The sequence below is a fragment of the Pseudoalteromonas sp. XMcav1-K genome (assembly GCF_044005875.1).
GTDB lineage: Bacteria > Pseudomonadota > Gammaproteobacteria > Enterobacterales > Alteromonadaceae > Pseudoalteromonas > Pseudoalteromonas spongiae.
The window spans coordinates 81,879-103,476 of record NZ_JBIPJE010000052.1 but is presented as its reverse complement, the minus strand read 5'-3'; the positions used below and the strand labels follow the sequence as shown (position 1 = coordinate 103,476).

Genomic DNA, 21,598 nt, shown 5'->3' with positions numbered 1-21,598 from the left:
GGTGCGCTTATGCGCATTATTTAACGATTTCACTTAGTAACAACCTAAGCTCTAGTTATTCCACCAATATTTGCTAAAATAGTTGCTAACTCATTCATTTATTGGATATTCAGTGAAAACCCATTTAGGCCGCCGCCCGTTTACTAATATGGAAATTCATACCTTATTCAAAGGGTATATTTATGGCGACCACAAAATGCCGCGAGAGCAAGCTAAGCATTGGCACTTTTGGCTGCCATTAATAAGTTATTACACTGGCACATTTAGTGACGAAATTGGTCAACTCACACTGGATAATGTAACGAAGCAAGATGGTCATTACTTTTTTGACTTTCATACCAATAACAAAATAAAACCACGTCGTATTCCTGTGCACCCTATGCTTATTGAGCATGGTTTTTTAGACTACCTTCACTTTTTAAAGCAACAAGGGCAGCAACGCTTAATGTTCGACTTGCCTGCTAAGTCAGGCCGTTACAGTGAAAAAGTGCGCATATGGTTCTCTGGTGAAGGTGAACGCGCGGGTTACTTGCAAAAATGCCATATTCCAAATATTGATTTAGATGGCAGAAAAGCGGCAATAAGCTCGTTTCGATTGAACTTTGAAGCACAAATTCGCATTTCATCCATTCAAGCTGGTAGCAAAGATGCATTTAATTATTTAATGGGGTTTAAGGACTACGCACACTCTGAATTCGAAAACAGCAAATTATTGTGGCAGATTATCCGTGGTGTGAGAGCGCTGCCAGGCAGTATTTCATGGCAACGCTTTTGTGATAGGCACTAGGCTTTTATTTTTAACCCCAAAAACTAACTTCTATCACAAACAAAAGCCAATAACTCAGTTTCTTTTTGATATTTTAGTCGGGTAATTTTATGCTCGCAGTGTGCACTTAAATCAAGCCATTTAGCTGGCTTTTTAGCACTGTTTAATGACCAACGATAAATTACATTTTCTTTACCATAAATCAGCGCATCATCACCTTGCCATGCATAATAATCAACACCTTCGGGCAACTGTAATACAGGTTTAAATGAATGATCTTCGCTACTAAATAACGTAACCCACTGCTGATTATTTTTATATTGGCTAAACGAATACACATTTAGCGTTTGATTAAACGCTAAAGTGCGACCTATATTGCCAGCAACAGGTTTACCAGTTTGTTTTTGTGTATTACCAAAATAAAGGGAATGTGGCTCTCCAAGCACAAAGGTAATTAAATCGTAATTTCTTCCCCAAGCGTGATAGCCAATTTTGCCTACTTCCTTGCGTAATAATTTGGCAGGCTTTGGCTTATTTAAACCGTATTGCCACAATTCTTGGCTACCATCATGTCCTTCTAAAATAACTGAAAAGCTGTCTTCATTTGGCACTTTTGTTGGCGAATATTCACTAACTTTGGTGTTGGTTAAATTCGTTGTTTGTTTGGTTTTGAAATCGTAATGCATTACATCTGTTTGCCACGATTCACCAGACTGTAGCCCTGCGGTATAAAGCAAACCACCATCAATAAAGTTAGGTTGATTATCGTATCCAAGACGGTTAGAGATATTTTTAGCGCTAACGAGTTTATTGTTGTTGAATTTAACTAAAAACACATCGGTATTAGGTAAACTCGATGCCGTATTACTAGCAAAAACAGTGCTACATGCAGATGCCAACAAAGCAAAGATCACGGTTTTTTTCATTATTATTTTCAAACTATTATGCGTATTTTTTCCATTAATATCACAGCTATTGTAATAAAGACAAACTTGACCAATCACTGCCGCCCAGATATAAACACATAAACAACTAAAAATAGTGTGCTCTATGTCAGCCAAACACCCCATTATTGCAATCACAGGTTCATCCGGTGCAGGAACGACCACATCAACCAATGCAATTAAACACATCTTCCGCAGCTTAAATATTAATGCGGCATTTGTTGAGGGAGATAGCTTTCACCGCTATACACGCCCTGAAATGGATAAGCGTATTCGCGAAGCGCATCAAGAAGGCAAGCATATTAGCTATTTTGGTACAGAAGCCAACGATCTTGCATCGTTAGAACAGTTATTTACTGACTACGGCAATACTGGTTCGGGTAAAAGCCGTCGCTATTTGCATACCTTTGACGAAGCTGTTCCTTACAACCAGTTACCCGGCACATTTACGCCGTGGCAAGACCTTGAAAATGACACTGATATTTTATTCTATGAAGGATTACATGGCGGCGCAGTAGACAACGATGTTGATGTTGCACGCCATGTTGATTTGCTAATCGGCATGGTTCCTATTATTAACCTTGAATGGATCCAAAAACTTATTCGCGATACACAAGACCGAGGCCATTCACATGAGGCTGTAATGGGCTCTATCGTGCGTTCTATGGATGATTATATTAACCATATTACACCACAGTTTTCTCGCACCCATATTAACTTTCAACGTGTGCCAACGGTTGATACATCAAACCCATTTAGCGCAAAAGATATCCCATCACTTGATGAAAGCTTTGTGGTTATTCGTTTTCGCGGTATTGGTGATGTAGATTTTCCGTACTATTTGCAAATGATCAATGGTGCGTTTATGTCACGTATGAATACCATGGTGGTACCAGGCGGAAAGATGGGCTTAGCAATGGAGCTGATACTGCGACCTCTCATAGAGGATATCATCAATAAAAAGCGTGCCCTTCAAGACTTAAGACAAAACTCATTGCCAATTTAAAACTAGATTTGAGATTTGAGATTTGAGATTTGAGATTTGAGATTTGAGATTTGAGATTTGAGATTTGAGATTTGAGATTTGAGATTTGAGATTTCTAAAGAAAGTTTCAGATTGTTTTTCTGAATTCTGAAATCTTTTTATCTAATTTCTAAAAAAACTAAAATAAAGTTAGAAATTTAGTGCTTAGCAATTAACTTATCTGAATTCACTTGAAGAAGAATTGGAGCTAGTAACGTGGTTAGAACTCTTAATATTAAAAGTTCGACCTTGGCGGTTAACTTATCGGGATTTACTTGAAGAAGAGTTGGAGCGAGTAACGAGGTTCGAACTCGTGACCTCGACCTTGGCAAGGTCGCGCTCTACCAGCTGAGCTATACTCGCGTCACATAATGCATTTTTGAATAATTGGAGCGAGTAACGAGGTTCGAACTCGTGACCTCGACCTTGGCAAGGTCGCGCTCTACCAGCTGAGCTATACTCGCATTCCATGTAAACCGTTTTTTAACTTGGTTATAGCGCGACTTGTCGCGCCTATCACCTCGAGCAGCTTAACTATACTCGTACTACATAATGCATTTTTGAATGATTGGAGCGAGTAACGAGGTTCGAACTCGTGACCTCGACCTTGGCAAGGTCGCGCTCTACCAGCTGAGCTATACTCGCATAATCATGCAGATATAAGATTAAAACGTTCTGGTTGTTTTAACCTATTGTATTTGGAGCGAGTAACGAGGTTCGAACTCGTGACCTCGACCTTGGCAAGGTCGCGCTCTACCAGCTGAGCTATACTCGCATTCCATACCAACCGTTTTTTAACTTAGCGTTAGCGCAACCTTAGTCGCACCTATCACCTCGAGCAGCTGAACTGTACTCGCATACCAATGCTTAAAGTCTTTTATCGTCTAAGCGGGGCGTGATTTTACATAAAGAATTTAGCTTTGCAAGCAGCAAAGCTAAAATTTTTTAAATTTTGAAGATATTTTGGCGATAAACACGTAATTCAGCGATTGATTCACGAATATCATCAAGCGCTAAGTGTGTGCCTTGCTTTTTAACAAGGTTAAGCATGTCTGGCGACCAACGTCTTACTAGCTCTTTAATTGAGCTAACGTCAATGTTGCGGTAATGAAAGTAATCTTCCAATTCGCGCATATACACGTTTAAAAAGCGTCGATCTTGTCCAATTGAGTTACCACACATTGGCGAAACACCTTTTGGCACCCACTTTTCGAGAAATGCGATGGTTTCGCGAATTGCCATTTCTTCGCTGTGCTTACTTTTGCGAACACGTTCAGTTAAACCCGAGTTACCGTGTTGATTGGTGCACCACTCGTCCATACCGGCCAGTACTTCGTCTGACTGATGGACTGCAATTACAGGGCCTTCAGCTAAAACATTAAGCTCAGAGTCTGTTACTACTGTAGCAATTTCTAAGATGCGATCTTGGCTTGGCTCTAATCCGGTCATTTCCAAATCAAGCCAAATTAAATTAGATTCATGAAAAGCCATAACTACCTAGCGGTGCTTTCCTTTCGATTTAATGAATTTGGATATATCATATTATGCTTCTTCAATAGATAAAACGCTTTTTTTAAGTGTTATTTAAGTTATAGGCTAAAAGTGGCAAAACGGAAAAAACTCAGCAAAGGTCAATCTCGCAGAATTAGCGCAAACCATCAAAAGCGTTTAAAGCAGGCTAAAGGCAATCAGCAGACTGAAGAGCAATCTTGGCAAAGCGATAATCTTGGTCCGCAACAAAACGCCAGAGTGATCAGCCGCTTTGGTCAACATGCTGATATTGAAACAGCTGACGGCGAGATCCTACGCTGTAATATTCGCCGTACGATTAAAAGCCTTGTTTGCGGTGACAACGTTATTTTTCGTCCAGCAAAAGTAAGCGAAGGTGATTTAGCAGGGGTAATTGAACTTGTTGAAGAACGCACCAGCCAGCTTACGCGCCCTGACTTTTACGACGGTGTAAAAGTAGTTGCCGCCAATATTGACCAAATTTTAATGGTATCGGCCGTATTACCGGAATTTACTCCCAACATCATCGACCGCTACTTAGTTGCCTGCGAAGATATGGGAATAGAGCCAATTTTAGTGCTTAACAAAGTCGACTTACTCGATGATGAAGGCATTGAGTACTTAGATGAAGTGCTCGATATTTATCGCGATATTGGCTACCAAGTTTATTTCATTAGTAATAAAACAGGCCAAGGCGTCGAAGAACTTAAAGCGTTATTAAAAGATAAAAGCAGCATTTTTGTTGGCCAGTCAGGTGTTGGTAAGTCCACATTAGTGAACAGCCTATTACCCGACGCGAATATCTTAACCCAAGAAGTATCTGAAGTTTCAGGCTTAGGTCAGCACACTACAACGGTTTCAACACTGCATCATTTAGCCTCGGGTGGTGATTTAATCGACTCACCTGGAATTCGAGAGTTTGGCTTATGGCATTTAGAAAATGATCGCGTTACCTGGTGCTTTAAAGAGTTCCGTGAGTTTATTGGTGGCTGCAAGTTTAGAGACTGCAAACACCTTGATGACCCTGGTTGCATTATCCGTGAAGCCGTTGACGAAGGTAAAATCAGCGAATTACGCTTTGATAGCTACCATCGCATTTTAGAATCAATGGAAGATGGTCGAGCAGGTGCTCGCAATCCAAGAGTATAGAGTCATTCAACAACTTGATGTAAAATACGAAAAATTTTTTAGGGATACGACCTCGTGAGTTTAGATAAATTCAAAATTGGCGCGCAGTACGCCATGCCAAAACACCTTATATCTCGCTTAGTGGGTAAATTAGCAGCAGCACAAGCAGGCAAACTAACCACCAGCTTAATTAAAGGCTTTATTAAGCAGTACGGCATAGATATGAGCGAAGCCAAATACGAAGATCCGGCTCACTATAAAACCTTTAACGAATTTTTCACTCGTCCATTAAAAGACGGCTTGCGCCCAATCGCGGAAGATAAAGACATTATCGCTCACCCTGTAGACGGTAAAATTTCGCAACTTGGTGACGTAGTTGATGATCGTTTGATTCAAGCAAAAGGCCACGACTTTAGCTTACAAGAATTACTTGGCGGGGATGAAAATGTAGCAGCGCCGTTTCAAGGCGGTAAATTTGCAACGATTTACTTAGCACCAAAAGACTACCACCGCATTCATATGCCAATTGGCGGTAAACTGCGCAAAATGGTGTATGTACCGGGTGATTTATTCTCGGTAAACCCACTTACCGCTGAAAATGTACCAAACTTGTTCTCACGCAATGAGCGTGTAGTTGCTATTTTTGATACTGAGATTGGCCCTCTTGCTATGGTATTAGTGGGTGCAACCATTGTAGCTAGCATCGAAACTATTTGGGCTGGCACAGTAACACCACCAGCAGGTAAAGACGTATTCACATGGGATTACCCTGAAAACGGCCACAATCAACTTATTTTAAATAAAGGTGATGAAATGGGCCGCTTTAAATTGGGCTCTACCGTTATTTTAGCGTGGGGTTCTGAAGTAGCAGATTTCCTTGATGGTGAAGTTGCAGGCACAGTAACGCGCATGGGTACGCCATTTGCGAAAATCAAAAATAAAGAAGAGCAAAGCGAACCAGCTGAAACCCCTACTGAAGATTAATCAGTATTAAAGTCAAAAAAGGGAGCAACCGCTCCCTTTTTTAATTTTTTACGCGCTGTCTTCTTATCAATGCGCCAGCAGTAAGAATAAACAACATTAACCATGAGTTACTGCCAGAAGACTCTTTTTTAACGTCATCTAGTACCTCTGGAAGAGGCACGGGATCTGGTTCTGACTCAACTTGTAAATCAAACTCATAACGCGCCGCTTGCTCATGTTCATCAGTTATCACTAACTCAACTTTATAGCTGCCTGATTGAGAGAAGTTATGCGAGAATACCATACCACTCGCCGATGCGTCTTCCGCTTTCCAAGCATAGCTTAACGTGTTGCTATCAGCATCTGTACTAAGCGATGCATCAAACTCACACGCTAAATAGTTACACCGGTGTGAAGCAACTACTTCTGGCGCAAATAACTCTGTAACATTAAAATCTATAGCTAAGCTATTTGACACACCAATCGAGTTAGTCACAAAAAGGGTTGCTGAATAGTCACCAAGTGAAGGCAATATATGTGTCGCCTCTTCCCCTTCGAGCGCATCACCGGTAGACAGTTGCCATTTGTAGTTGAAGCCACTTACTGGGTTTTCCACATTAAATTGGCATTTAGCGCCAGAACACACAACCTTGCCTGCAACACTTGGCGGATTCGTATCGATACTTTGTGCCGTAATGGTACCCCAATAACCGTCATTATCCTGCGCTTGCATATACACAATTGCTTTTTTGTCGATTAGTTGATTGTCGTTAATCACAATCTCAAACTGCTCAGTGATGCTATCTGCGTTACCATCACTAAACATCGCCAGCTGTTGATTGTCATCTGACACCAGCTGATTAACCGCATACCTTACCTTAGAAATATTTTGCATTGGCCAGGAGCTATTGTTTTTAAAGCGTGTATCCGTTGCGTTCGCTTTTAAAACTATTTGCTGCTGCGCATTCAACGCCAAACTTATATCGGCAATATCTGGACCCTGTGTTAACTGATAAGGCGCTTTTGTTACTTTAGCTGCATAAAGTAGTGCTTTTAAGTTATCTGGCTTGATTAACGCACCATAATAACCACACGATTGGAAAAATGCGGTACCTAATTCAAAGGTAATATGCGCAATACCAAGTTCACCATAAGCTAAATTATCTGAAGTACCATCGGTCGGATATAAACCTACCGATTGCATTGGCCGATAGTCATTAAAATACGCAAGTTTTCGACCTAACGATTCTAACCCTTTGGCATTTGGCGCAGCATCATAACTGCCCCCCCAAGGCCATAAAATAAGCTGACTGTAGCTGTGAATGTCTAAATACAAGCCTTGAGTATTTTCTGGCGCCGCATCACTAACGTTTGGCCCGCGTTGATCAGGGAAAATACTACGAACATAATTCTCAACTGCGGCCACTTCAGGCTCTGAACCGGGGCTATCTCCCCGATACGTTGCAGAGCACGCATCACCACTAGAGCCTCCATCAACCGAGCCCCAGCCAAAGCTAAAGTTACGATTTAAATCAACACCAACATTGGCCTCTAAACAATGATTTTCGTTAACATTTTTACGCTGAGAAACGCCTGTTTCCGCAATTTTTCGTCCATCAGGATTTGTTTGAAAGAGAATATGAATTTGCTGTGTTTCTAAAATCCAGTTGATATCGGCATTGGTTTCGCGCTCTGCTAATAACTGTTTGGCAAAATCTAATGTCAGCGCGGCTGTAGCTAGCTCACGGGCATGCATGGCGCTTTGAATAAATAAAATTGGCGGATTAACTAAATCTTTTTTACCGATTTTTAAAACCTTTAAATCATAGCCTTCGCCTTTATTTTGTTTTTGCCATGAATCACCAATATCTACCAGTTCGGTGTATTCGGAGTGAGCTGCTACTAAATCATCTACTTGCTGAAAAGTTTCTTCTACCGTTGCGTAACAACTAAAACCAGGGATCCCTGTGCTTGTGTTAGTTAGCTTATCAAAAATATTTTTTTGCTTGGTTAAAAACTGCTTTGCCAGATTATCTGCAGGTTGCAAGGTTGCACCAAAGCGCTTTAATAAGGATTGTTCTTCACTGGAGAGTGTAAACAACACACCATTTGGACGATCGCCAATTAAGTTATGATGCAAACTTATCTTAGCTTTGGCTTCAATATCCTCATTAGGAAAAGTGACTAAGTAGTGTTGTGATGGCTGTGCATGCGCATTTGCCGCGCCAAGCATTGCTGCTGAAATTAATAATTTTCTAAGCATGTTCCCTCCAATTAGCATTAAACTAAAATACCTAATTTGGGTAAAAACACAAACACCATAACGTTGGGAAATGTAAATAAAAGGTAGTTTTGCGTAGAATCGTATCGCTTTTATCTAGATACTTATTTAGCTTAACGTTTGTTACACACTGTACAGGTTTTTGACTTTGTAAATGCAAAAGCACTTTGCATAAAGCTCTGCGCATCAAATTGTAAAAACTGCGGTAAGTTACCTTCCCCCAACAGTAAAAGTATTGCTGCAATTGCCTGCTGCGCGCCAATTACACCAAGCAGCGGGCTGATAACGCCTAAGGTATCGCAGTTTAGTGCACTACTTGCACCTTGGTTGGCAAACAAGCATTCGTAGCAAGGTGCGTTATCATCTTTGTTATCGACAATACACAATTGCCCCTGCCAGCCCATAGCTGCACCGGAAACAAGCGGCTTAGCAAACTGCTTAGCAAGGCGATTAATTAAATAGCGTGTTTTGAAGTTATCACTGCAATCGAGTACTAAATCACAATTTTCGACAAGCGATTTAGCATTTTGCTCATCCAACTTTTCTGAGATTGAAGATAGTGATACTTGGTTATTCAGCGCTTGCAGCGTTTTGCCCGCGGCTTTACTTTTACTTTGCCCTATATGACTAATTTTATAGAGAATTTGCCGCTGCAAATTAGATAGCTCAACCTCATCATGGTCGACCAACGTTAGCTGCCCGATACCCGACGCTGCCAAATAAAACGCTGCGGGAGAACCAAGACCACCCAAACCAATAATTAACACACGCGCCGCTTTTAATTTAAGCTGCGCATTCTCATCAATTTCAGGCAATAGTAGCTGGCGAGAATAACGAATTAATTCTTGGTTTGATAACGATGACATAGCTAGTTCAGCACACTCTCAAGTTCTACAATCGCCGCTTCCGGGTCAGCAGCTTCTGTAATTGCGCGCACAACCGCAATACTGCCAACACCAGTTTTCGCAACCTCTTCAGCACGGGCTAAGTCTATTCCGCCAATTGCCACTACAGGGTAATCATGCATTAGTGGTACAAAGTGTTTTAATTTTTCTAAGCCCTGAATTTGCCCCGTCATATCTTTAGTTGTGGTTGGATAAATTGCACCAAAGGCTAAATAGCTTGGGCGATAATTATGCGCGCGCAGCATTTCATAAAAACCGTGAGTCGATACACCTAAGCGAATACCCGCTTGTTTAATTTCAGCTAAATTAGCGACCGAAATATCTTCTTGGCCAAGGTGAATACCGTAAGCGCCATGTTTTATCGCTAATTGCCAGTAGTCATTAATAAATAAACGCGCGTCGTATTTTTTACCAAGGGTAATCGCGGTTGCAATTTTCTCTTCAAGATCAGCATCGCTGCTATCTTTAATACGCAGCTGAATGGTTTTAATGCCCGCTTTTAAGCAGCGCTCAATCCAATCAACGGAATCAACCACAGGGTAAATACCCAAATTACGCGTTTCTATTTTGGCAAAATCACGTGCGCTAACTTGCTCTGAATCTACTGCCAAATCAAGTTCCTGACCTAGCCACGAATCCGCTTCAATCACTTCTGGATAGTCATTTATATCGTGTGGGAATCCACAATGGGCCACAGGGCCTATACCTTGCCCAAACCGCTCTGCATGTTTTAAGCCTTGATTAATATAAGCTTTAGCAAGGATAAAGGCATCTTTCAGTGGATAGTCTTTAGCAAGATTGGCTGCAACACTGGACGCAAAAGAACACCCTGTACCATGACTGTGCGGTGTGTTAATGGCTTTATTGCCTAGCCAATACTCTTCACCTTGATGAGCGCCGAAATCGATGCAGTAGCCTTTAGGATAATCCCAATGTCCGCCTTTTATCAGCACACTTGGTACACCTAATTCGTTGAACGCTTTCGCTGCATCTTGCACTGCGCTTGGGCCAATTAAATACACCCCGGTAAGGATTTGCGTTTCTTGGGTATTAGGGGTGATCACATCTATTTGTGGTAACAAGTGGGTTTTAATTGCCGGCAGAATATCTTCTTCAGTTAAGCTATCGCCGCTGGAGGCTACCGCTACTGGGTCGTAAACAACAATTGGCGGCGTTTGCCATGTGGTTTTATAGCGTTTAAGTGTATTAGCAATAAACTCAACCTGTTGCTCATTGGCAAGCATGCCAATTTTAATCACTTTAGGTTGTACATCTTGCTCAAGGGCATCGAGTTGGGACTCAATCACCTTGATTGTAACGCCATTAATCTCTTCAACACCCATGCTATTTTGCGCAGTAAGTGCCGTAATTACACTACATGCATGCACACCAAAACTTTGCGCTGCTTTTATATCAGCTTGAATTCCCGCGCCGCCACCAGCGTCAGAGCCAGCAATAGTCCAAATTAAATTACCCATTAGTTCCCAATTTTAAACTGATTTATATTGTGCGATTTACTGCTGATGCCAAAAAGGCATACCCATTGTCGGGGTTGACGGTTTTGCGACCTCTTTCTCTGGCATTGCTTTGGCCTCATAAGCGATTCTGCCTGCGTCTACCGCAAGTGAAAATGCCTTTGCCATTGCAATTGGGTCGCCCGCTTGCGCTACCGCACTATTTAATAGTACCGCATCATACCCCATTTCCATTGCGGTTGCTGCGTGTGAAGGTAAGCCAAGACCTGCATCCACAAGCAATGTGGTATTAGGTAAACGCTCACGAATGGTTTTTAACGCATACGGATTTAACAACCCTTTACCAGTACCAATTGGCGCGCCCCATGGCATTAGAACTTCACAACCTAAATCGACTAATTTTTGGCAAATAACTAAGTCGTCGGTGCAATAAGGTAATACTTCAAAACCGTCATCAATTAGTTGTTTTGTTGCTTCCAATAAACCAATCGGGTCGGGCTGTAAGTTGTACTCATCGCCAATAAGTTCAAGTTTTATCCAATTAGTTTGAAACACTTCGCGACACATTTTGGCAAGCGTTACGGCTTCTTGCACACTATGGCAACCTGCGGTATTGGGTAATACTTTAAGGCCGGTATCTTTAATTAATTGCCAAAAGTCATTACCAGCTTCAAGAGTACCTTGCCTGCGCAACGATACCGTCACCACCTCAGCACCCGATGCCTTAATTGATTGTTGCATTACTGCAGGAGATGGGTACAAGGCTGAGCCAATAAATAAACGGCTCGACAGCGTTTGACCATAAATAGTTAACGGCTTATCCATTAGCCCCCCTGTATTGGCGAAAGAATTTCAATCTGATCGCCATCAGCCAAAGTGATGCCTTCGCATTGTTCACGCGGCACAAAGCTTTGATTTACCGCCACCGCGTAAGGTTCACTCGCACCAAGCTGCGATAGCAAAGCAAGCAAGGTCGTATTGCTTTCAACTTCGCGCTTTTCACCATTAATTATTAAATTCATTTTGCACTCTTAGTTCATCTGTTCAAGCGCCATTTCAACCACTTTTGGCGCCAGTAAATAACCATGTCTATACAAGCCATTAATCACAATACGCTTGCCTTGCTTTTTAACCAGTGGACGGTTATCGGGCAAGCTTGGCCTTAGCCCTGCTTGCATTTCCAATATTTCGGCCTCAGCAAAGCCACTGTGCACTGTGTATGCAGCTGACAATAATTCCATGGCAGAGCGCAACGTCATTGGCTTTGTTGATTGCGATTCAATTTCTGTCGCGCCAATTACAAACTCATGATTCGGCTTTGGCACAATATAGATTGGATAGCGCGGGTGCATTAAGCGCACAGGGCGATTAAGCGTCACTTCTGGCGCATATAAGCGCACCACTTCACCGCGCACACCGCGAAGGTTATTAAGGAGAGGTTTAGCGCCTAAACCACGGCAATCCAAAATCACATCAAAGTGTTTTTCGTTAATATTGCCTGAAAACGACTCAAAGAAAGTGACCTTGTCTTTTACTTGTTGGTAACTTGCCGCATAAAACGCACGATTATCAAGCTGACCTTCACACGGTAAATAAATACCTTGGTGAAAACGCCCGGCAAGTGCTGGCTCCAGTTCTGCAAGCTGCGCACCATTAAGCTTCTTAGCACTTTGCTCTGCCAGCGGCTTTAAGCGATTGCCAAACGACTCTAAATCGCCTTTATCTTGCTGATGTGCAACCACTAAGCTGCCGTGTTGTTGAAAAAACACCGGCTCATCTAACAACTCAAGGACTGACTGCCACAGCGGCATCGCCTGCAAGCCAAGCTCGGCTAAATCAGCTTCACATAATACCGATTCAGCCAACGGCGCAAGCATGGCTGCGGCAACAAAACCTGCACTTTGCTCACCGCTCACTTTACCTGACTCAAATACCGATACTTGATGCTGCTTATAAAGCTGTAATGCCGCTAAGCGCCCCGTTAAACCGTAACCTAAAATCGCTATTTTTTTTCGCTGTGAAGTTGCTGTCATAATACGCCCAAGCAGTTAAATAGGTGTCAGAATTCAGCACGTTTAGTTACTGAATTCTGACTACTTATTGCTGATTTATACTTTCTGATAAATCTCAGAACCAGCCGATTTGAACTCTTCTGATTTCGCTTTCATTTCTGCTTCAACGTCAATCATTTTGATTTCAATTGCATTCGCATCAGAAATATCTACGCCCTGACTTTCTAAATCTTTCGCGTAATCACGCACTTCTTGAGTGATTTTCATCGAACAGAATTTAGGACCACACATTGAACAAAAATGTGCAACTTTGCCTGATTCTTGCGGAAGGGTTTCATCGTGATACTCAAGCGCGCGTTCAGGATCTAAACCAAGATTAAACTGATCGTGCCAACGGAACTCAAAACGTGCTTTAGAAAGGGCGTTATCGCGAATTTGCGCACCTGGGTGACCTTTTGCCAAATCTGCTGCATGCGCTGCAATCTTATAGGTAATAAGGCCTTCTTTAACATCATCTTTATTCGGTAAACCTAAATGCTCTTTTGGCGTTACATAACAAAGCATTGCTGTGCCGTACCAAGCAATTTGCGCTGCCCCAATACCTGATGTGAAGTGATCATAACCCGGTGCAATATCGGTTGTTAGTGGACCTAAGGTATAAAATGGTGCTTCATGACAATGCTTAAGCTGCTCGTCCATATTGGCTTTGATCATGTGCATTGGCACGTGACCTGGGCCTTCGATGAATACCTGCACATCGTGTTTCCAAGCAATTTGAGTTAGCTCACCTAATGTACGTAACTCTGAAAATTGCGCCTCGTCGTTTGCATCAGCCACAGAGCCTGGGCGCAGGCCATCACCGAGTGAGAAACACACATCGTATTGCTTTAAAATTTCACAGATTTCTTCAAAGTGAGTGTATAAGAAGTTTTCTTTATGGTGCGCTAAACACCATTTCGCCATAATTGAACCACCACGTGACACAATACCTGTGACACGTTTTGCCGTCATTGGTACATAGCGAAGTAAAACACCGGCGTGAATAGTAAAGTAATCCACCCCCTGCTCTGCTTGCTCAATGAGCGTGTCACGGAAGATTTCCCAAGTTAGGTCTTCTGCTACACCGTTTACTTTTTCAAGCGCTTGGTAAATTGGTACGGTACCAATTGGTACTGGCGAGTTACGCACAATCCATTCACGTGTTTCGTGAATATAACGGCCAGTCGATAAATCCATTACCGTATCTGCGCCCCAGCGAGTTGACCATACGAGCTTCTCAACTTCTTCTTCAATTGAGCTTGATACTGACGAGTTACCAATGTTTGAATTTACTTTAACCAAGAAATTACGGCCAATAATCATCGGCTCAGATTCAGGGTGGTTAATATTATTTGGTAATACCGCACGGCCGCGTGCAATTTCATCGCGGACAAATTCTGGCGTAATAAAATCTGGCAGTTCTGCACCAAACGATTCGCCTTTGTGTTGCTGCGCTAAAATTTCTTCACGAATTTTTTTACGGCCCATATTTTCACGAATCGCAACGTATTCCATTTCTGGTGTGATAATGCCCTGACGCGCATAATGCATTTGCGTGACGTTTTTACCCGCTTTAGCACAACGCACTTTTGGTAGGTTTTCAAAACGTAAGTGATCTAACCCTTCATCAGCCATACGCTGCTGAGTGTATTGTGAGGTTACCGACTCTAGCTCTTCGGTATCATCACGACCTTCAATCCACGCTTGACGGAATTTTGGTAAACCAACTTCAACATTAAGCTCAGCATTCGGGTCGGTATAAGGACCCGAAGTGTCGTAAACGCGTACTGGCTCGTTCTTTTCAAAAATAGGGTTTTCTTCTGTACCACCAGCAAAAGTATCGCTTAACGTGATTTCGCGCATACCAACGCGTACGCCCGGGTTTTCACCTTCCACATAAATTTTCTGTGAATTAGGAAATGGCTGGGTTTTTAGGTTGTATATATAATCAGATGCCGCTTGTCGCGCTTCGCGACGGCTCATTTGATTTGCTGGCTTAGTATTACTTTGTGACATGACGCACCTTTAAATAATTAAATCGAGTGACGGTCTTGCCAAAGTTCGTGATGATTGAAGCGCACACAGCGCCTAGGAGGCAGTTCTTAATATAATTAAGACAACAGTGAAAAGGTTTTTTGCCAAATGGCAAACAAACGCTTGCCACCAAGCTGCTTGTTTCCTACGTAGATTCTAATCTATTCAGGTTCACGGATCCCGCTTATGCGATCTCAGCCTTAGTTTTACTCAAAAAGTAAAAGGCACTCCGACAAGTAACGATTGAATTCTATGCGTTTATTCTAAACGACGCAATAAAAGATTAAGCTGATAAGACCAATGGAGAAGTAATTGACTGTGCCAAATAAGAATTGGCGCTCTCGCTAGGGATCGAACCTAGAACTCGGCCTCCGGAGGGCCACGTGATATCCATTTCACCACGAGAGCACGGCGACAATAATAATGGCTAAACCTTCGAATTACCAGCGAATGGAAACTCACTTGGCTAATATATCAACAAGATAGTTACAATTAAGTTGTAATTTACTCGCATTTTTTAATAAAAAACGCTTTAATTAAAAGATTCACTTGAAGCATGCCTAGGGTCTGTTGACCTTTGCGGTTCTATTTTTGCTCTCTTTGAGCGTGCTTTTATCGCGGCGTTCGATGTGTGGCCTAGTCATCTAAGCGAATATCGAACAACAACAAGAAAAGTGCGCTCAAAAGAGCCGAGAGGCAGCGCTTGATTGGCTTTTCTACAGCGTTATCGGCTGACTTACGTGGAATAACCATGCCACGCAGCCTCTGCCTTGTATAAAAGCCAGTCAAACTGCTGCAAAAACGAACTTTAAAGATCAACAGACCCTAATTACTAGGAGAACAAAATGGCATTAATGACTACAGAACAAGTTGCAGAATTTCTTGGCGTAAAAGAAGAACGCGTCCGTCGTTTAGAGCGTGAGAGCTTGCTAATTGCTGCTGAAAAAGACGATGCAGGCAACGCAAAATTCAACGAAGACGACGTTAAACGCTATAAAGAATTAGCTGAACGTATTGGTGGTATCTAATCGTTTATAAACGGCTTTAGCACTTGAGCATGGCTTGTAAAGCCATGCTTTAAATACCACAAGTAACAAATTAAATTGTAAAGCTGCTGATATAAGTCTAGCTTTTCTAATTGCTGTGACGACACGCTTGGTAGCTTAAAATAGCAGGCTAACAAATATTTTTTGTCACTGAGGTTAAGTGTCAGTGAGCTACAAAGCGCCGCCAAATCAAAGTAAACATCATTAAGTCCCACATACTCAAAATCGATTAACCAACTCGTTTTATTTGAAAAAATTAGATTTTCTCGCACTAAGTCGTTATGACACACGCCAAGTTCATATGGGTAATTTTTTAACTTCGCAAGTAATTGATTAATTGTTGTTTGATAGTTTTTATATTCTGCTAGCTCAATGTAACTACTAAAGAGTGTACTTAGATTTATCTCTTCATAGTCATAATCACTATTCAAATTATGTAAAACAACTAACTTTGCTACTAACGATTGAAGGTGGAGCGGTTTATTAAACTCTACGCTTTCAATAAATTGATAAGCAATAAGCTTATGTTTTTCACTAGTCGCTATAACGTTTGGCACAACATCTTCTTTTGCTAAATGCTGCTCAACCAAAGTCACTTTAAAGTTATTTTCACGATCAAAATGCTTTAATAGCAGAGTTTTTCCACACTGGGTTTCAACCCGAAAACAGGTGTTATTAACGCCTTGAGTAAGGTAAAGCGCTTTTTTAGCTACAAACTCTAAGCCAAGTTTAACTAGATAGTCTTGGCATTGATTAAGCAAAAGCCTGCTCTCTTTGTAGCTGAAAATGCTGGCGCCATTGCAAATAGCCCCAAATCACCATACCGGTATAAATCGCAAATAGTACAACTGTTGGGTAATACCCTTTTTGTAGATACAGATAAATAGATGCCGCATCAATCACTAGCCAGTAAAGCCAGTTTTCAAGTACCTTTTTGGCAACTAAGTAAGTAGTCATTACCGCGAAACAGGTAGTAAAGGAGTCTAGGTAAGCAAAATCTGCATGCGTGTAGTTATCCATCACATAACCCAAGGCTAGTGCAATTAAACTGGTTACCATGATAATGATAAGGTGAGTATTAAACTGCCAACTTGAGATGGGTAATTCTTTTTTTTCTTTACCATTTTTCCAACAATAGAAACCATAAACCGCCATTGCCAAATAATAAAAATTCAGTAATGACTCCATTAATAAAGCACCGTTCCAAAATAGCAGAGTGTAAATAAAGGTACTGACAAAGGCACAGGGCCACGCCCACAAGCTTTCTTTCATCACAAACACTAAGTAAGCAAGGCCAAGCGCTACCGCGATATATTCCCAATAGCTCATTGCTGTAAAACCATTTAGTGCTTGCGATAGAAATTCCATTTAAGCCTCTTTATTTGGTGATAAATCGCCACCGATAAATTTACAGACAAAAATTGCCTTACCAAATTCTTGATGTGAACGTTTAATTTCACTCGTTACTGCGTTCATTACCTCATCGTAGTCACCAAACACCTGCGTAGACATGGTGTTAGTAATCACTTCTAGGTTTGCGTTCGCATTTAAACGGTCAATAAACCCTTTGATAAATGGAATATAATCTTGGTGCAACGGGTATTTACTAATTTCTACAGATAATTTCATAACTTTTGGTTTCAGGTTTCAGGTTTCAGGTTTCAGGTTTCAGGTTTCAGGTTTCAGAAGATCCTAACAGCCACATCTGAAACCCAAACACATTACTTATAATTGAATTAATACTGATAGGTAAAACTTACACCTGCCATACGCGGCTCAGCAAATTGCACATAAGTATGGGTTTCGTAAAAATCTCGCGGATCATTACCAAACTCAAAACCACGGGTTGCGTAATCTTGATTGAACATATTGCGAACCCAAGCACTTACTTCCCATCCATTGCGGCTATAACCAATCTTAGCATTAACCAGATTTACACTTTCAGCCCTTGAGTCGTGACTATCTGAGAAGTAGTAGTCATCTTTACCTTCAATACCTAAATTAACGTATAGATTTTCCGTTGCATCGAAACGTGCCGAGAAGGCATAGTTGTAGCGCGGTGCCTGGGCTTGTTCGCGGCCATTTTTGCTCTCGCCATCAGCATTAACAAAGTCATCCATTCGGGTACGTAAATAACCTACCGCACCATTTAAACTTATGCGTTCAGTTAACTGATAACGTCCATCGATTTCGATACCGTAGTTACGGCCACTAGCTGCGTTATCAAGGTAACCAACGAATACAGGCTCTGACGTTTCATCGGCTTTGTATTCTTTGTACGCCTTAACTTGCATATTATCGCGGTACATATAAAACGCAGCTAAACGAAGTACCAGTCGCTTATCTTTAGACATACCTTTAACGCCAAACTCACCGCTCCATAAATACTCTGGATCAAAATATTTAATGGTTTCAAAGAAACTTTGATCTACGCCTTCATCTCGCGCTTTTGCTAGTGCTTCACCATTGATGCCACCTGCTTTGTAACCACTTGTGAGGCTGGTATAGATCATCGCTTGCTGGTTTACTTGGTGCTCAAGTGCAAGCTTTCCGCCTACCATTGAATCATCAACTGATTCTGAAAAACCATTGTTATCAAAATAATCACCTTGGTAATTTTCTGCACGCACGCCCGTAATCAAAACCGTACGATCATCAATGCGTGTTTCTAATTGACCAAATACAGCAATATTATCTATTTGATAATTTGACTCAAAGTCTTGTGCTTGCCATGTATAAACGCGTGTTAAGTCAACGTCTTTGCTTTGATAATATACGCCGCCAATCCAAGTCCCTTCTTTGCTTTGCACGTTTAATTCAACGGAACGGTCTTTACGGTCTCGATCATACGCATCGGTCGAACTATAGCCCCAAGGGTGAAGACCAGCACTGCATAACTCAGCTTCTTCTGGGTCATTACATACCCAATCTTCATCATAGCTATACAATAAATCAGCATTGAGCGCGTTAACATTGAAATTGATATCAAAACTATCAAAACCTGAAAAATTATTACGCCAGCTAACGCCGTAACTTTCTTGGTTATCTTGCCCTGGCTGATCAGCTACTGATTTACGTGAATTATCGAGGGTAAAGGCATCATAACCATTTTCAATATCGATATAATGTAAGTTCAATTCGCTGACAAACACATCGCTGAAATCTGTTTTTACTTTAAAGCGTGCAACCAGTTCATCTTGATCTTGGGTAGACTCATTTAAGTAAATGTTATCAACATAACCATCTGAGCTATTTTGGTACACGCTAGCACGCATACCAACAACATCATCAATACCGCCACCAGCAGCAATACCTAGGTTATAGGAATTGTAATTTCCGGCGCCGAGCTGCAACTTGGCGCGCCCATCTGTTGTAGCTTCACTTGTATCAATGTGGATCATGCCTGCCAGAGCGTCTGCGCCAAAACGCGTTCCCTGAGGACCACGGTAAATCTCAGCTTGCTGTGTATCAAACAACAACGCTGCTCCGCCTAAACCAGAGTAATTAATACCATCAATTAATAACCCTACTGATGGATTAATCGGATCAACAAATTGCGAACGTAAACCGATACCACGAATTTGAATAAAACGTCCGCGCGATGCGCCAGACGTATAATTAACGTTAGCAGCCGTGTTTAACATTTCATCCAAATGCACGGCATTACGCATTGCAATATCTTGCTCACCAAGTACATGCACACTTGCGCTTAACGTTTGAATACTTTCTTTTTTAAAGTCACCAGTAACAGTAATAACTTCAATATTGTCTGGTTCTTGATTAGCAACACTGGTTGCTGAAATTGACGCGAGAATAGCTGCAGAAACGAGTTTTAAGCTGGTTTTCACTTTGGCATCCCATCTTTGATACATAGTAATTGCCGCATAGTTTATAAGAAGTTAATTGTGTAAGCGAGAAAAGTTCGTATTTGAGAGCATAAGTCATACCTCTTTAATCAAAGATTTAGGTAAACTGCTAAAAAAGATTTTGAGTACCAATTTATGACCTTTCGAATAGAACTAAAAGTAAGAGATTACGAATGTGACTTACAAGGCATTGTAAACAACGGTGTGTATTTTAATTACCTAGAACATGCACGCCACGAGTTTTTATATGCCAACAATGTCGATTTTGCCAAACTAGCAGCCGATAAGATCAACTTAGTGGTAATACGCAGCGAAATTGATTTTAAAACTTCATTGCAACCGGGCGACGAGTTTTATGTGGAAGTGAGCCCAGAACGCATTTCAAAACTAAAATTTGGTTTTCGCCAACGCGTTGTGCGAAAAAAAGATAACAAAGTAGCCGTAGAAGCACTTGTTATTGGCACATCAGTAAATGAAAAGGGCAGGCCATTTTTACCAAATGAGATCAATGACTTGTTCCCTTTGAGTGGTAGCAAGTAATAATCATTAAAAAGGATGCATAAGCATCCTTTTTATTAATTAGTTGCCAGCGTAGCCATTAGGGTTTTGACTTTGCCAACGCCATGCATCGACCATCATATCCTCTAGTCCGCGCGCTGCTACCCAGCCTAATTCTTTTTTAGCTTTTTCAGGATTTGCATAACATACTGCAATATCACCAGGACGACGTGGCTTTATTTTAAACCTAACGCTTCTTTTTGATGCAATTTCAAAGGCTTTGACCATCTCAAGTACAGAAAAACCATTACCAGTGCCTAAGTTATAGACTAACGCCCCACTAGCTGATTCTAACTTGCTAAGCGCTTTCAGATGACCAAGTGCAAGGTCAACCACATGAATATAGTCACGTACACCTGTACCATCGGGCGTATTGTAGTCATCACCGAATACGCCTAAGCAGTCCAATTTACCGATGGCTACTTGCGAAATGTAAGGTAACAAATTGTTTGGAATATCGTTAGGATCTTCACCAATCAAGCCTGATTTATGCGCACCTACTGGGTTGAAATAACGTAAAATTGCAAAACGCCATTTTTCATTTGATGCGGCTAAATCTTGTAAAATACGTTCAACCATGTATTTAGATGTTCCGTAAGGGTTACTTGTTCCCCCTACCGGAGCGGTTTCAACTACAGGTAGTGATTCTGGCGTACCATAAACATTTGCAGACGAGCTAAAGACTAATTTGTTAACACCTGCTCTATCCATTGCTGCAAGCAGATTGAGCGTGCCTTGAACGTTATTCTCATAATACTTATGCGGCATGGTAATAGACTCATTCACAGACTTTAGCCCTGCAAAATGAACAACACTATCAATTCTATGCTTAGTAAAAATTGAATCTAACAGGTCAGAATCTAAAATATCACCTTGATAAAATGTTACTGACTTATCTGTGATGTGCTGAACACGCTTTAACGCCTCTTCGGATGAATTTGATAAGTTATCAATTACAACCACATCAAAATTCGTTTGCAAAAGCTCAACTACAGTATGCGAGCCAATATATCCCGCCCCACCAGTAACCAGTACCGTCATTTGTTAA

The 21,598-nt window shown here is 41.4% G+C and carries 20 protein-coding genes, 5 tRNA genes and 1 riboswitch; of the genes, 6 read left to right on the top strand and 19 right to left on the bottom strand.

The genetic code is table 11. The annotated features are described in order from the left end of the window. Window positions 1–112: 112 nt before the first annotated feature. Complete coding sequence (locus ACHSBP_RS21540) at window positions 113–787, top strand: hypothetical protein (protein WP_010561084.1); 675 nt, start codon at window positions 113–115, stop codon at window positions 785–787. 23 nt (window positions 788–810) lie between these two features. Here the strand turns inward: ACHSBP_RS21540 and ACHSBP_RS21535 are convergent, their stop codons facing one another. Then, window positions 811–1,692, bottom strand: coding sequence for a hypothetical protein (locus tag ACHSBP_RS21535; RefSeq protein ID WP_010561085.1), 882 nt, complete (start codon window positions 1,690–1,692; stop codon window positions 811–813). A 124-nt stretch (window positions 1,693–1,816) separates the two neighbouring features. Here ACHSBP_RS21535 and ACHSBP_RS21530 point away from each other — a divergent pair, with 124 nt between their 5' ends. Further along, complete coding sequence (locus ACHSBP_RS21530; RefSeq protein ID WP_010561086.1) at window positions 1,817–2,716, top strand: phosphoribulokinase; 900 nt, start codon at window positions 1,817–1,819, stop codon at window positions 2,714–2,716. A gap of 305 nt (window positions 2,717–3,021) precedes the next feature. Here ACHSBP_RS21530 and ACHSBP_RS21525 read toward each other — a convergent pair. The 5 genes from ACHSBP_RS21525 to orn form a co-directional block, all read right to left on the bottom strand. Continuing rightward, window positions 3,022–3,097 (bottom strand) — tRNA-Gly (locus tag ACHSBP_RS21525). Window positions 3,098–3,122: 25 nt separating this feature from the next. After that, window positions 3,123–3,198: transfer RNA gene (locus ACHSBP_RS21520), tRNA-Gly, on the bottom strand. A gap of 105 nt (window positions 3,199–3,303) precedes the next feature. After that, a tRNA-Gly gene (locus tag ACHSBP_RS21515) sits at window positions 3,304–3,379 on the bottom strand. Between the two features lie 54 nt (window positions 3,380–3,433). Further along, window positions 3,434–3,509: transfer RNA gene (locus ACHSBP_RS21510), tRNA-Gly, on the bottom strand. A gap of 170 nt (window positions 3,510–3,679) precedes the next feature. Next, window positions 3,680–4,225, bottom strand: a complete 546-nt coding sequence (gene orn, locus ACHSBP_RS21505) for an oligoribonuclease (RefSeq protein WP_010561087.1) — start codon at window positions 4,223–4,225, stop codon at window positions 3,680–3,682. Between the two features lie 111 nt (window positions 4,226–4,336). Here orn and rsgA point away from each other — a divergent pair, with 111 nt between their 5' ends. Together rsgA and asd are read left to right on the top strand one after the other, a co-directional pair. Further along, the gene (gene rsgA / locus ACHSBP_RS21500) at window positions 4,337–5,392 is read left to right on the top strand and encodes a small ribosomal subunit biogenesis GTPase RsgA (RefSeq protein WP_010561088.1); all 1,056 of its coding nucleotides are present in this window, start codon (window positions 4,337–4,339) and stop codon (window positions 5,390–5,392) included. A 54-nt stretch (window positions 5,393–5,446) separates the two neighbouring features. Beyond that, window positions 5,447–6,355 carry an archaetidylserine decarboxylase gene (gene asd / locus ACHSBP_RS21495; RefSeq protein ID WP_105170994.1) on the top strand — a complete coding sequence of 303 codons (909 nt, stop codon included), beginning with the start codon at window positions 5,447–5,449 and terminating at the stop codon, window positions 6,353–6,355. A 40-nt stretch (window positions 6,356–6,395) separates the two neighbouring features. On the opposite strand, the gene ACHSBP_RS21490 is transcribed toward asd, so the two are convergent. The 8 genes from ACHSBP_RS21490 to ACHSBP_RS21455 all read right to left on the bottom strand — a co-directional run bounded on the left by ACHSBP_RS21490 (window position 6,396) and on the right by ACHSBP_RS21455 (window position 15,488). Next, entirely contained in the window at window positions 6,396–8,597 is a 2,202-nt protein-coding gene (locus tag ACHSBP_RS21490) for a M14 family zinc carboxypeptidase (protein ID WP_395390394.1), read from the bottom strand. Between the two features lie 131 nt (window positions 8,598–8,728). Continuing rightward, the gene (locus ACHSBP_RS21485; RefSeq protein WP_395390393.1) at window positions 8,729–9,481 is read right to left on the bottom strand and encodes a HesA/MoeB/ThiF family protein; all 753 of its coding nucleotides are present in this window, start codon (window positions 9,479–9,481) and stop codon (window positions 8,729–8,731) included. 2 nt (window positions 9,482–9,483) lie between these two features. Then, window positions 9,484–10,998 carry a thiamine phosphate synthase gene (thiE, locus tag ACHSBP_RS21480; protein ID WP_395390392.1) on the bottom strand — a complete coding sequence of 505 codons (1,515 nt, stop codon included), beginning with the start codon at window positions 10,996–10,998 and terminating at the stop codon, window positions 9,484–9,486. Between the two features lie 36 nt (window positions 10,999–11,034). Next, window positions 11,035–11,820: a thiazole synthase gene (locus ACHSBP_RS21475; protein ID WP_138634693.1), complete on the bottom strand. Its 786-nt coding sequence runs from the start codon at window positions 11,818–11,820 to the stop codon at window positions 11,035–11,037. Next, on the bottom strand, window positions 11,820–12,017 hold the full coding sequence (thiS, locus tag ACHSBP_RS21470; protein ID WP_395390391.1) for a sulfur carrier protein ThiS: 198 nt from the start codon (window positions 12,015–12,017) through the stop codon (window positions 11,820–11,822). Before thiS ends, ACHSBP_RS21475 begins: the two co-directional genes overlap by 1 nt. 9 nt (window positions 12,018–12,026) lie before the next feature. Beyond that, window positions 12,027–13,028: an FAD-dependent oxidoreductase gene (locus ACHSBP_RS21465; RefSeq protein WP_395390390.1), complete on the bottom strand. Its 1,002-nt coding sequence runs from the start codon at window positions 13,026–13,028 to the stop codon at window positions 12,027–12,029. Window positions 13,029–13,103: 75 nt separating this feature from the next. Then, window positions 13,104–15,062: a phosphomethylpyrimidine synthase ThiC gene (gene thiC / locus ACHSBP_RS21460; protein ID WP_395390389.1), complete on the bottom strand. Its 1,959-nt coding sequence runs from the start codon at window positions 15,060–15,062 to the stop codon at window positions 13,104–13,106. Between the two features lie 143 nt (window positions 15,063–15,205). Continuing rightward, window positions 15,206–15,322, bottom strand: a riboswitch (TPP riboswitch). Between the two features lie 91 nt (window positions 15,323–15,413). Continuing rightward, window positions 15,414–15,488: transfer RNA gene (locus tag ACHSBP_RS21455), tRNA-Arg, on the bottom strand. A gap of 437 nt (window positions 15,489–15,925) precedes the next feature. On the opposite strand from ACHSBP_RS21455, the gene ACHSBP_RS21450 reads away from it, so the two are divergent. Beyond that, complete coding sequence (locus ACHSBP_RS21450) at window positions 15,926–16,108, top strand: helix-turn-helix domain-containing protein (protein ID WP_010561097.1); 183 nt, start codon at window positions 15,926–15,928, stop codon at window positions 16,106–16,108. On the opposite strand, the gene ACHSBP_RS21445 is transcribed toward ACHSBP_RS21450, so the two are convergent. The 4 genes from ACHSBP_RS21445 to ACHSBP_RS21430 all read right to left on the bottom strand — a co-directional run bounded on the left by ACHSBP_RS21445 (window position 16,105) and on the right by ACHSBP_RS21430 (window position 19,998). Next, window positions 16,105–16,887, bottom strand: a complete 783-nt coding sequence (locus ACHSBP_RS21445; protein ID WP_395390388.1) for a phosphotransferase — start codon at window positions 16,885–16,887, stop codon at window positions 16,105–16,107. The genes ACHSBP_RS21450 and ACHSBP_RS21445 overlap by 4 nt on opposite strands. Beyond that, on the bottom strand, window positions 16,880–17,494 hold the full coding sequence (gene pnuC / locus ACHSBP_RS21440; RefSeq protein WP_395390387.1) for a nicotinamide riboside transporter PnuC: 615 nt from the start codon (window positions 17,492–17,494) through the stop codon (window positions 16,880–16,882). Before pnuC ends, ACHSBP_RS21445 begins: the two co-directional genes overlap by 8 nt. Then, a complete protein-coding gene (locus ACHSBP_RS21435; protein ID WP_395390386.1) occupies window positions 17,495–17,755 on the bottom strand; it encodes a YkoF family thiamine/hydroxymethylpyrimidine-binding protein in 261 nt (86 codons plus the stop codon). A gap of 107 nt (window positions 17,756–17,862) precedes the next feature. Beyond that, the gene (locus tag ACHSBP_RS21430) at window positions 17,863–19,998 is read right to left on the bottom strand and encodes a TonB-dependent receptor (protein ID WP_395390385.1); all 2,136 of its coding nucleotides are present in this window, start codon (window positions 19,996–19,998) and stop codon (window positions 17,863–17,865) included. A 129-nt stretch (window positions 19,999–20,127) separates the two neighbouring features. Here ACHSBP_RS21430 and ACHSBP_RS21425 point away from each other — a divergent pair, with 129 nt between their 5' ends. After that, entirely contained in the window at window positions 20,128–20,532 is a 405-nt protein-coding gene (locus ACHSBP_RS21425; protein ID WP_054979048.1) for a thioesterase family protein, read from the top strand. Window positions 20,533–20,571: 39 nt separating this feature from the next. Here ACHSBP_RS21425 and galE read toward each other — a convergent pair whose 3' ends face one another. Beyond that, a complete protein-coding gene (gene galE, locus ACHSBP_RS21420) occupies window positions 20,572–21,591 on the bottom strand; it encodes a UDP-glucose 4-epimerase GalE (protein WP_395390384.1) in 1,020 nt (339 codons plus the stop codon). Between the last annotated feature and the right edge of the window lie 7 nt (window positions 21,592–21,598).

Excerpts from the sequence above, each read along its gene's own strand:
- ACHSBP_RS21535 (WP_010561085.1), bottom strand. The coding sequence starts at position 1,692 with ATGAAAAAAACCGTGATCTTTGCTTTGTTGGCATCTGCATGTAGCACT.
- ACHSBP_RS21530 (WP_010561086.1), top strand. The coding sequence starts at position 1,817 with ATGTCAGCCAAACACCCCATTATTGCAATCACAGGTTCATCCGGTGCA.
- orn (WP_010561087.1), bottom strand. The coding sequence starts at position 4,225 with ATGGCTTTTCATGAATCTAATTTAATTTGGCTTGATTTGGAAATGACC.
- ACHSBP_RS21490 (WP_395390394.1), bottom strand. The coding sequence starts at position 8,597 with ATGCTTAGAAAATTATTAATTTCAGCAGCAATGCTTGGCGCGGCAAAT.
- ACHSBP_RS21485 (WP_395390393.1), bottom strand. The coding sequence starts at position 9,481 with ATGTCATCGTTATCAAACCAAGAATTAATTCGTTATTCTCGCCAGCTA.
- thiE (WP_395390392.1), bottom strand. The coding sequence starts at position 10,998 with ATGGGTAATTTAATTTGGACTATTGCTGGCTCTGACGCTGGTGGCGGC.
- ACHSBP_RS21475 (WP_138634693.1), bottom strand. The coding sequence starts at position 11,820 with ATGGATAAGCCGTTAACTATTTATGGTCAAACGCTGTCGAGCCGTTTA.
- thiS (WP_395390391.1), bottom strand. The coding sequence starts at position 12,017 with ATGAATTTAATAATTAATGGTGAAAAGCGCGAAGTTGAAAGCAATACG.
- ACHSBP_RS21465 (WP_395390390.1), bottom strand. The coding sequence starts at position 13,028 with ATGACAGCAACTTCACAGCGAAAAAAAATAGCGATTTTAGGTTACGGT.
- thiC (WP_395390389.1), bottom strand. The coding sequence starts at position 15,062 with ATGTCACAAAGTAATACTAAGCCAGCAAATCAAATGAGCCGTCGCGAA.
- ACHSBP_RS21450 (WP_010561097.1), top strand. The coding sequence starts at position 15,926 with ATGGCATTAATGACTACAGAACAAGTTGCAGAATTTCTTGGCGTAAAA.
- pnuC (WP_395390387.1), bottom strand. The coding sequence starts at position 17,494 with ATGGAATTTCTATCGCAAGCACTAAATGGTTTTACAGCAATGAGCTAT.
- ACHSBP_RS21435 (WP_395390386.1), bottom strand. The coding sequence starts at position 17,755 with ATGAAATTATCTGTAGAAATTAGTAAATACCCGTTGCACCAAGATTAT.
- ACHSBP_RS21430 (WP_395390385.1), bottom strand. The coding sequence starts at position 19,998 with ATGTATCAAAGATGGGATGCCAAAGTGAAAACCAGCTTAAAACTCGTT.
- ACHSBP_RS21425 (WP_054979048.1), top strand. The coding sequence starts at position 20,128 with ATGACCTTTCGAATAGAACTAAAAGTAAGAGATTACGAATGTGACTTA.
- galE (WP_395390384.1), bottom strand. The coding sequence starts at position 21,591 with ATGACGGTACTGGTTACTGGTGGGGCGGGATATATTGGCTCGCATACT.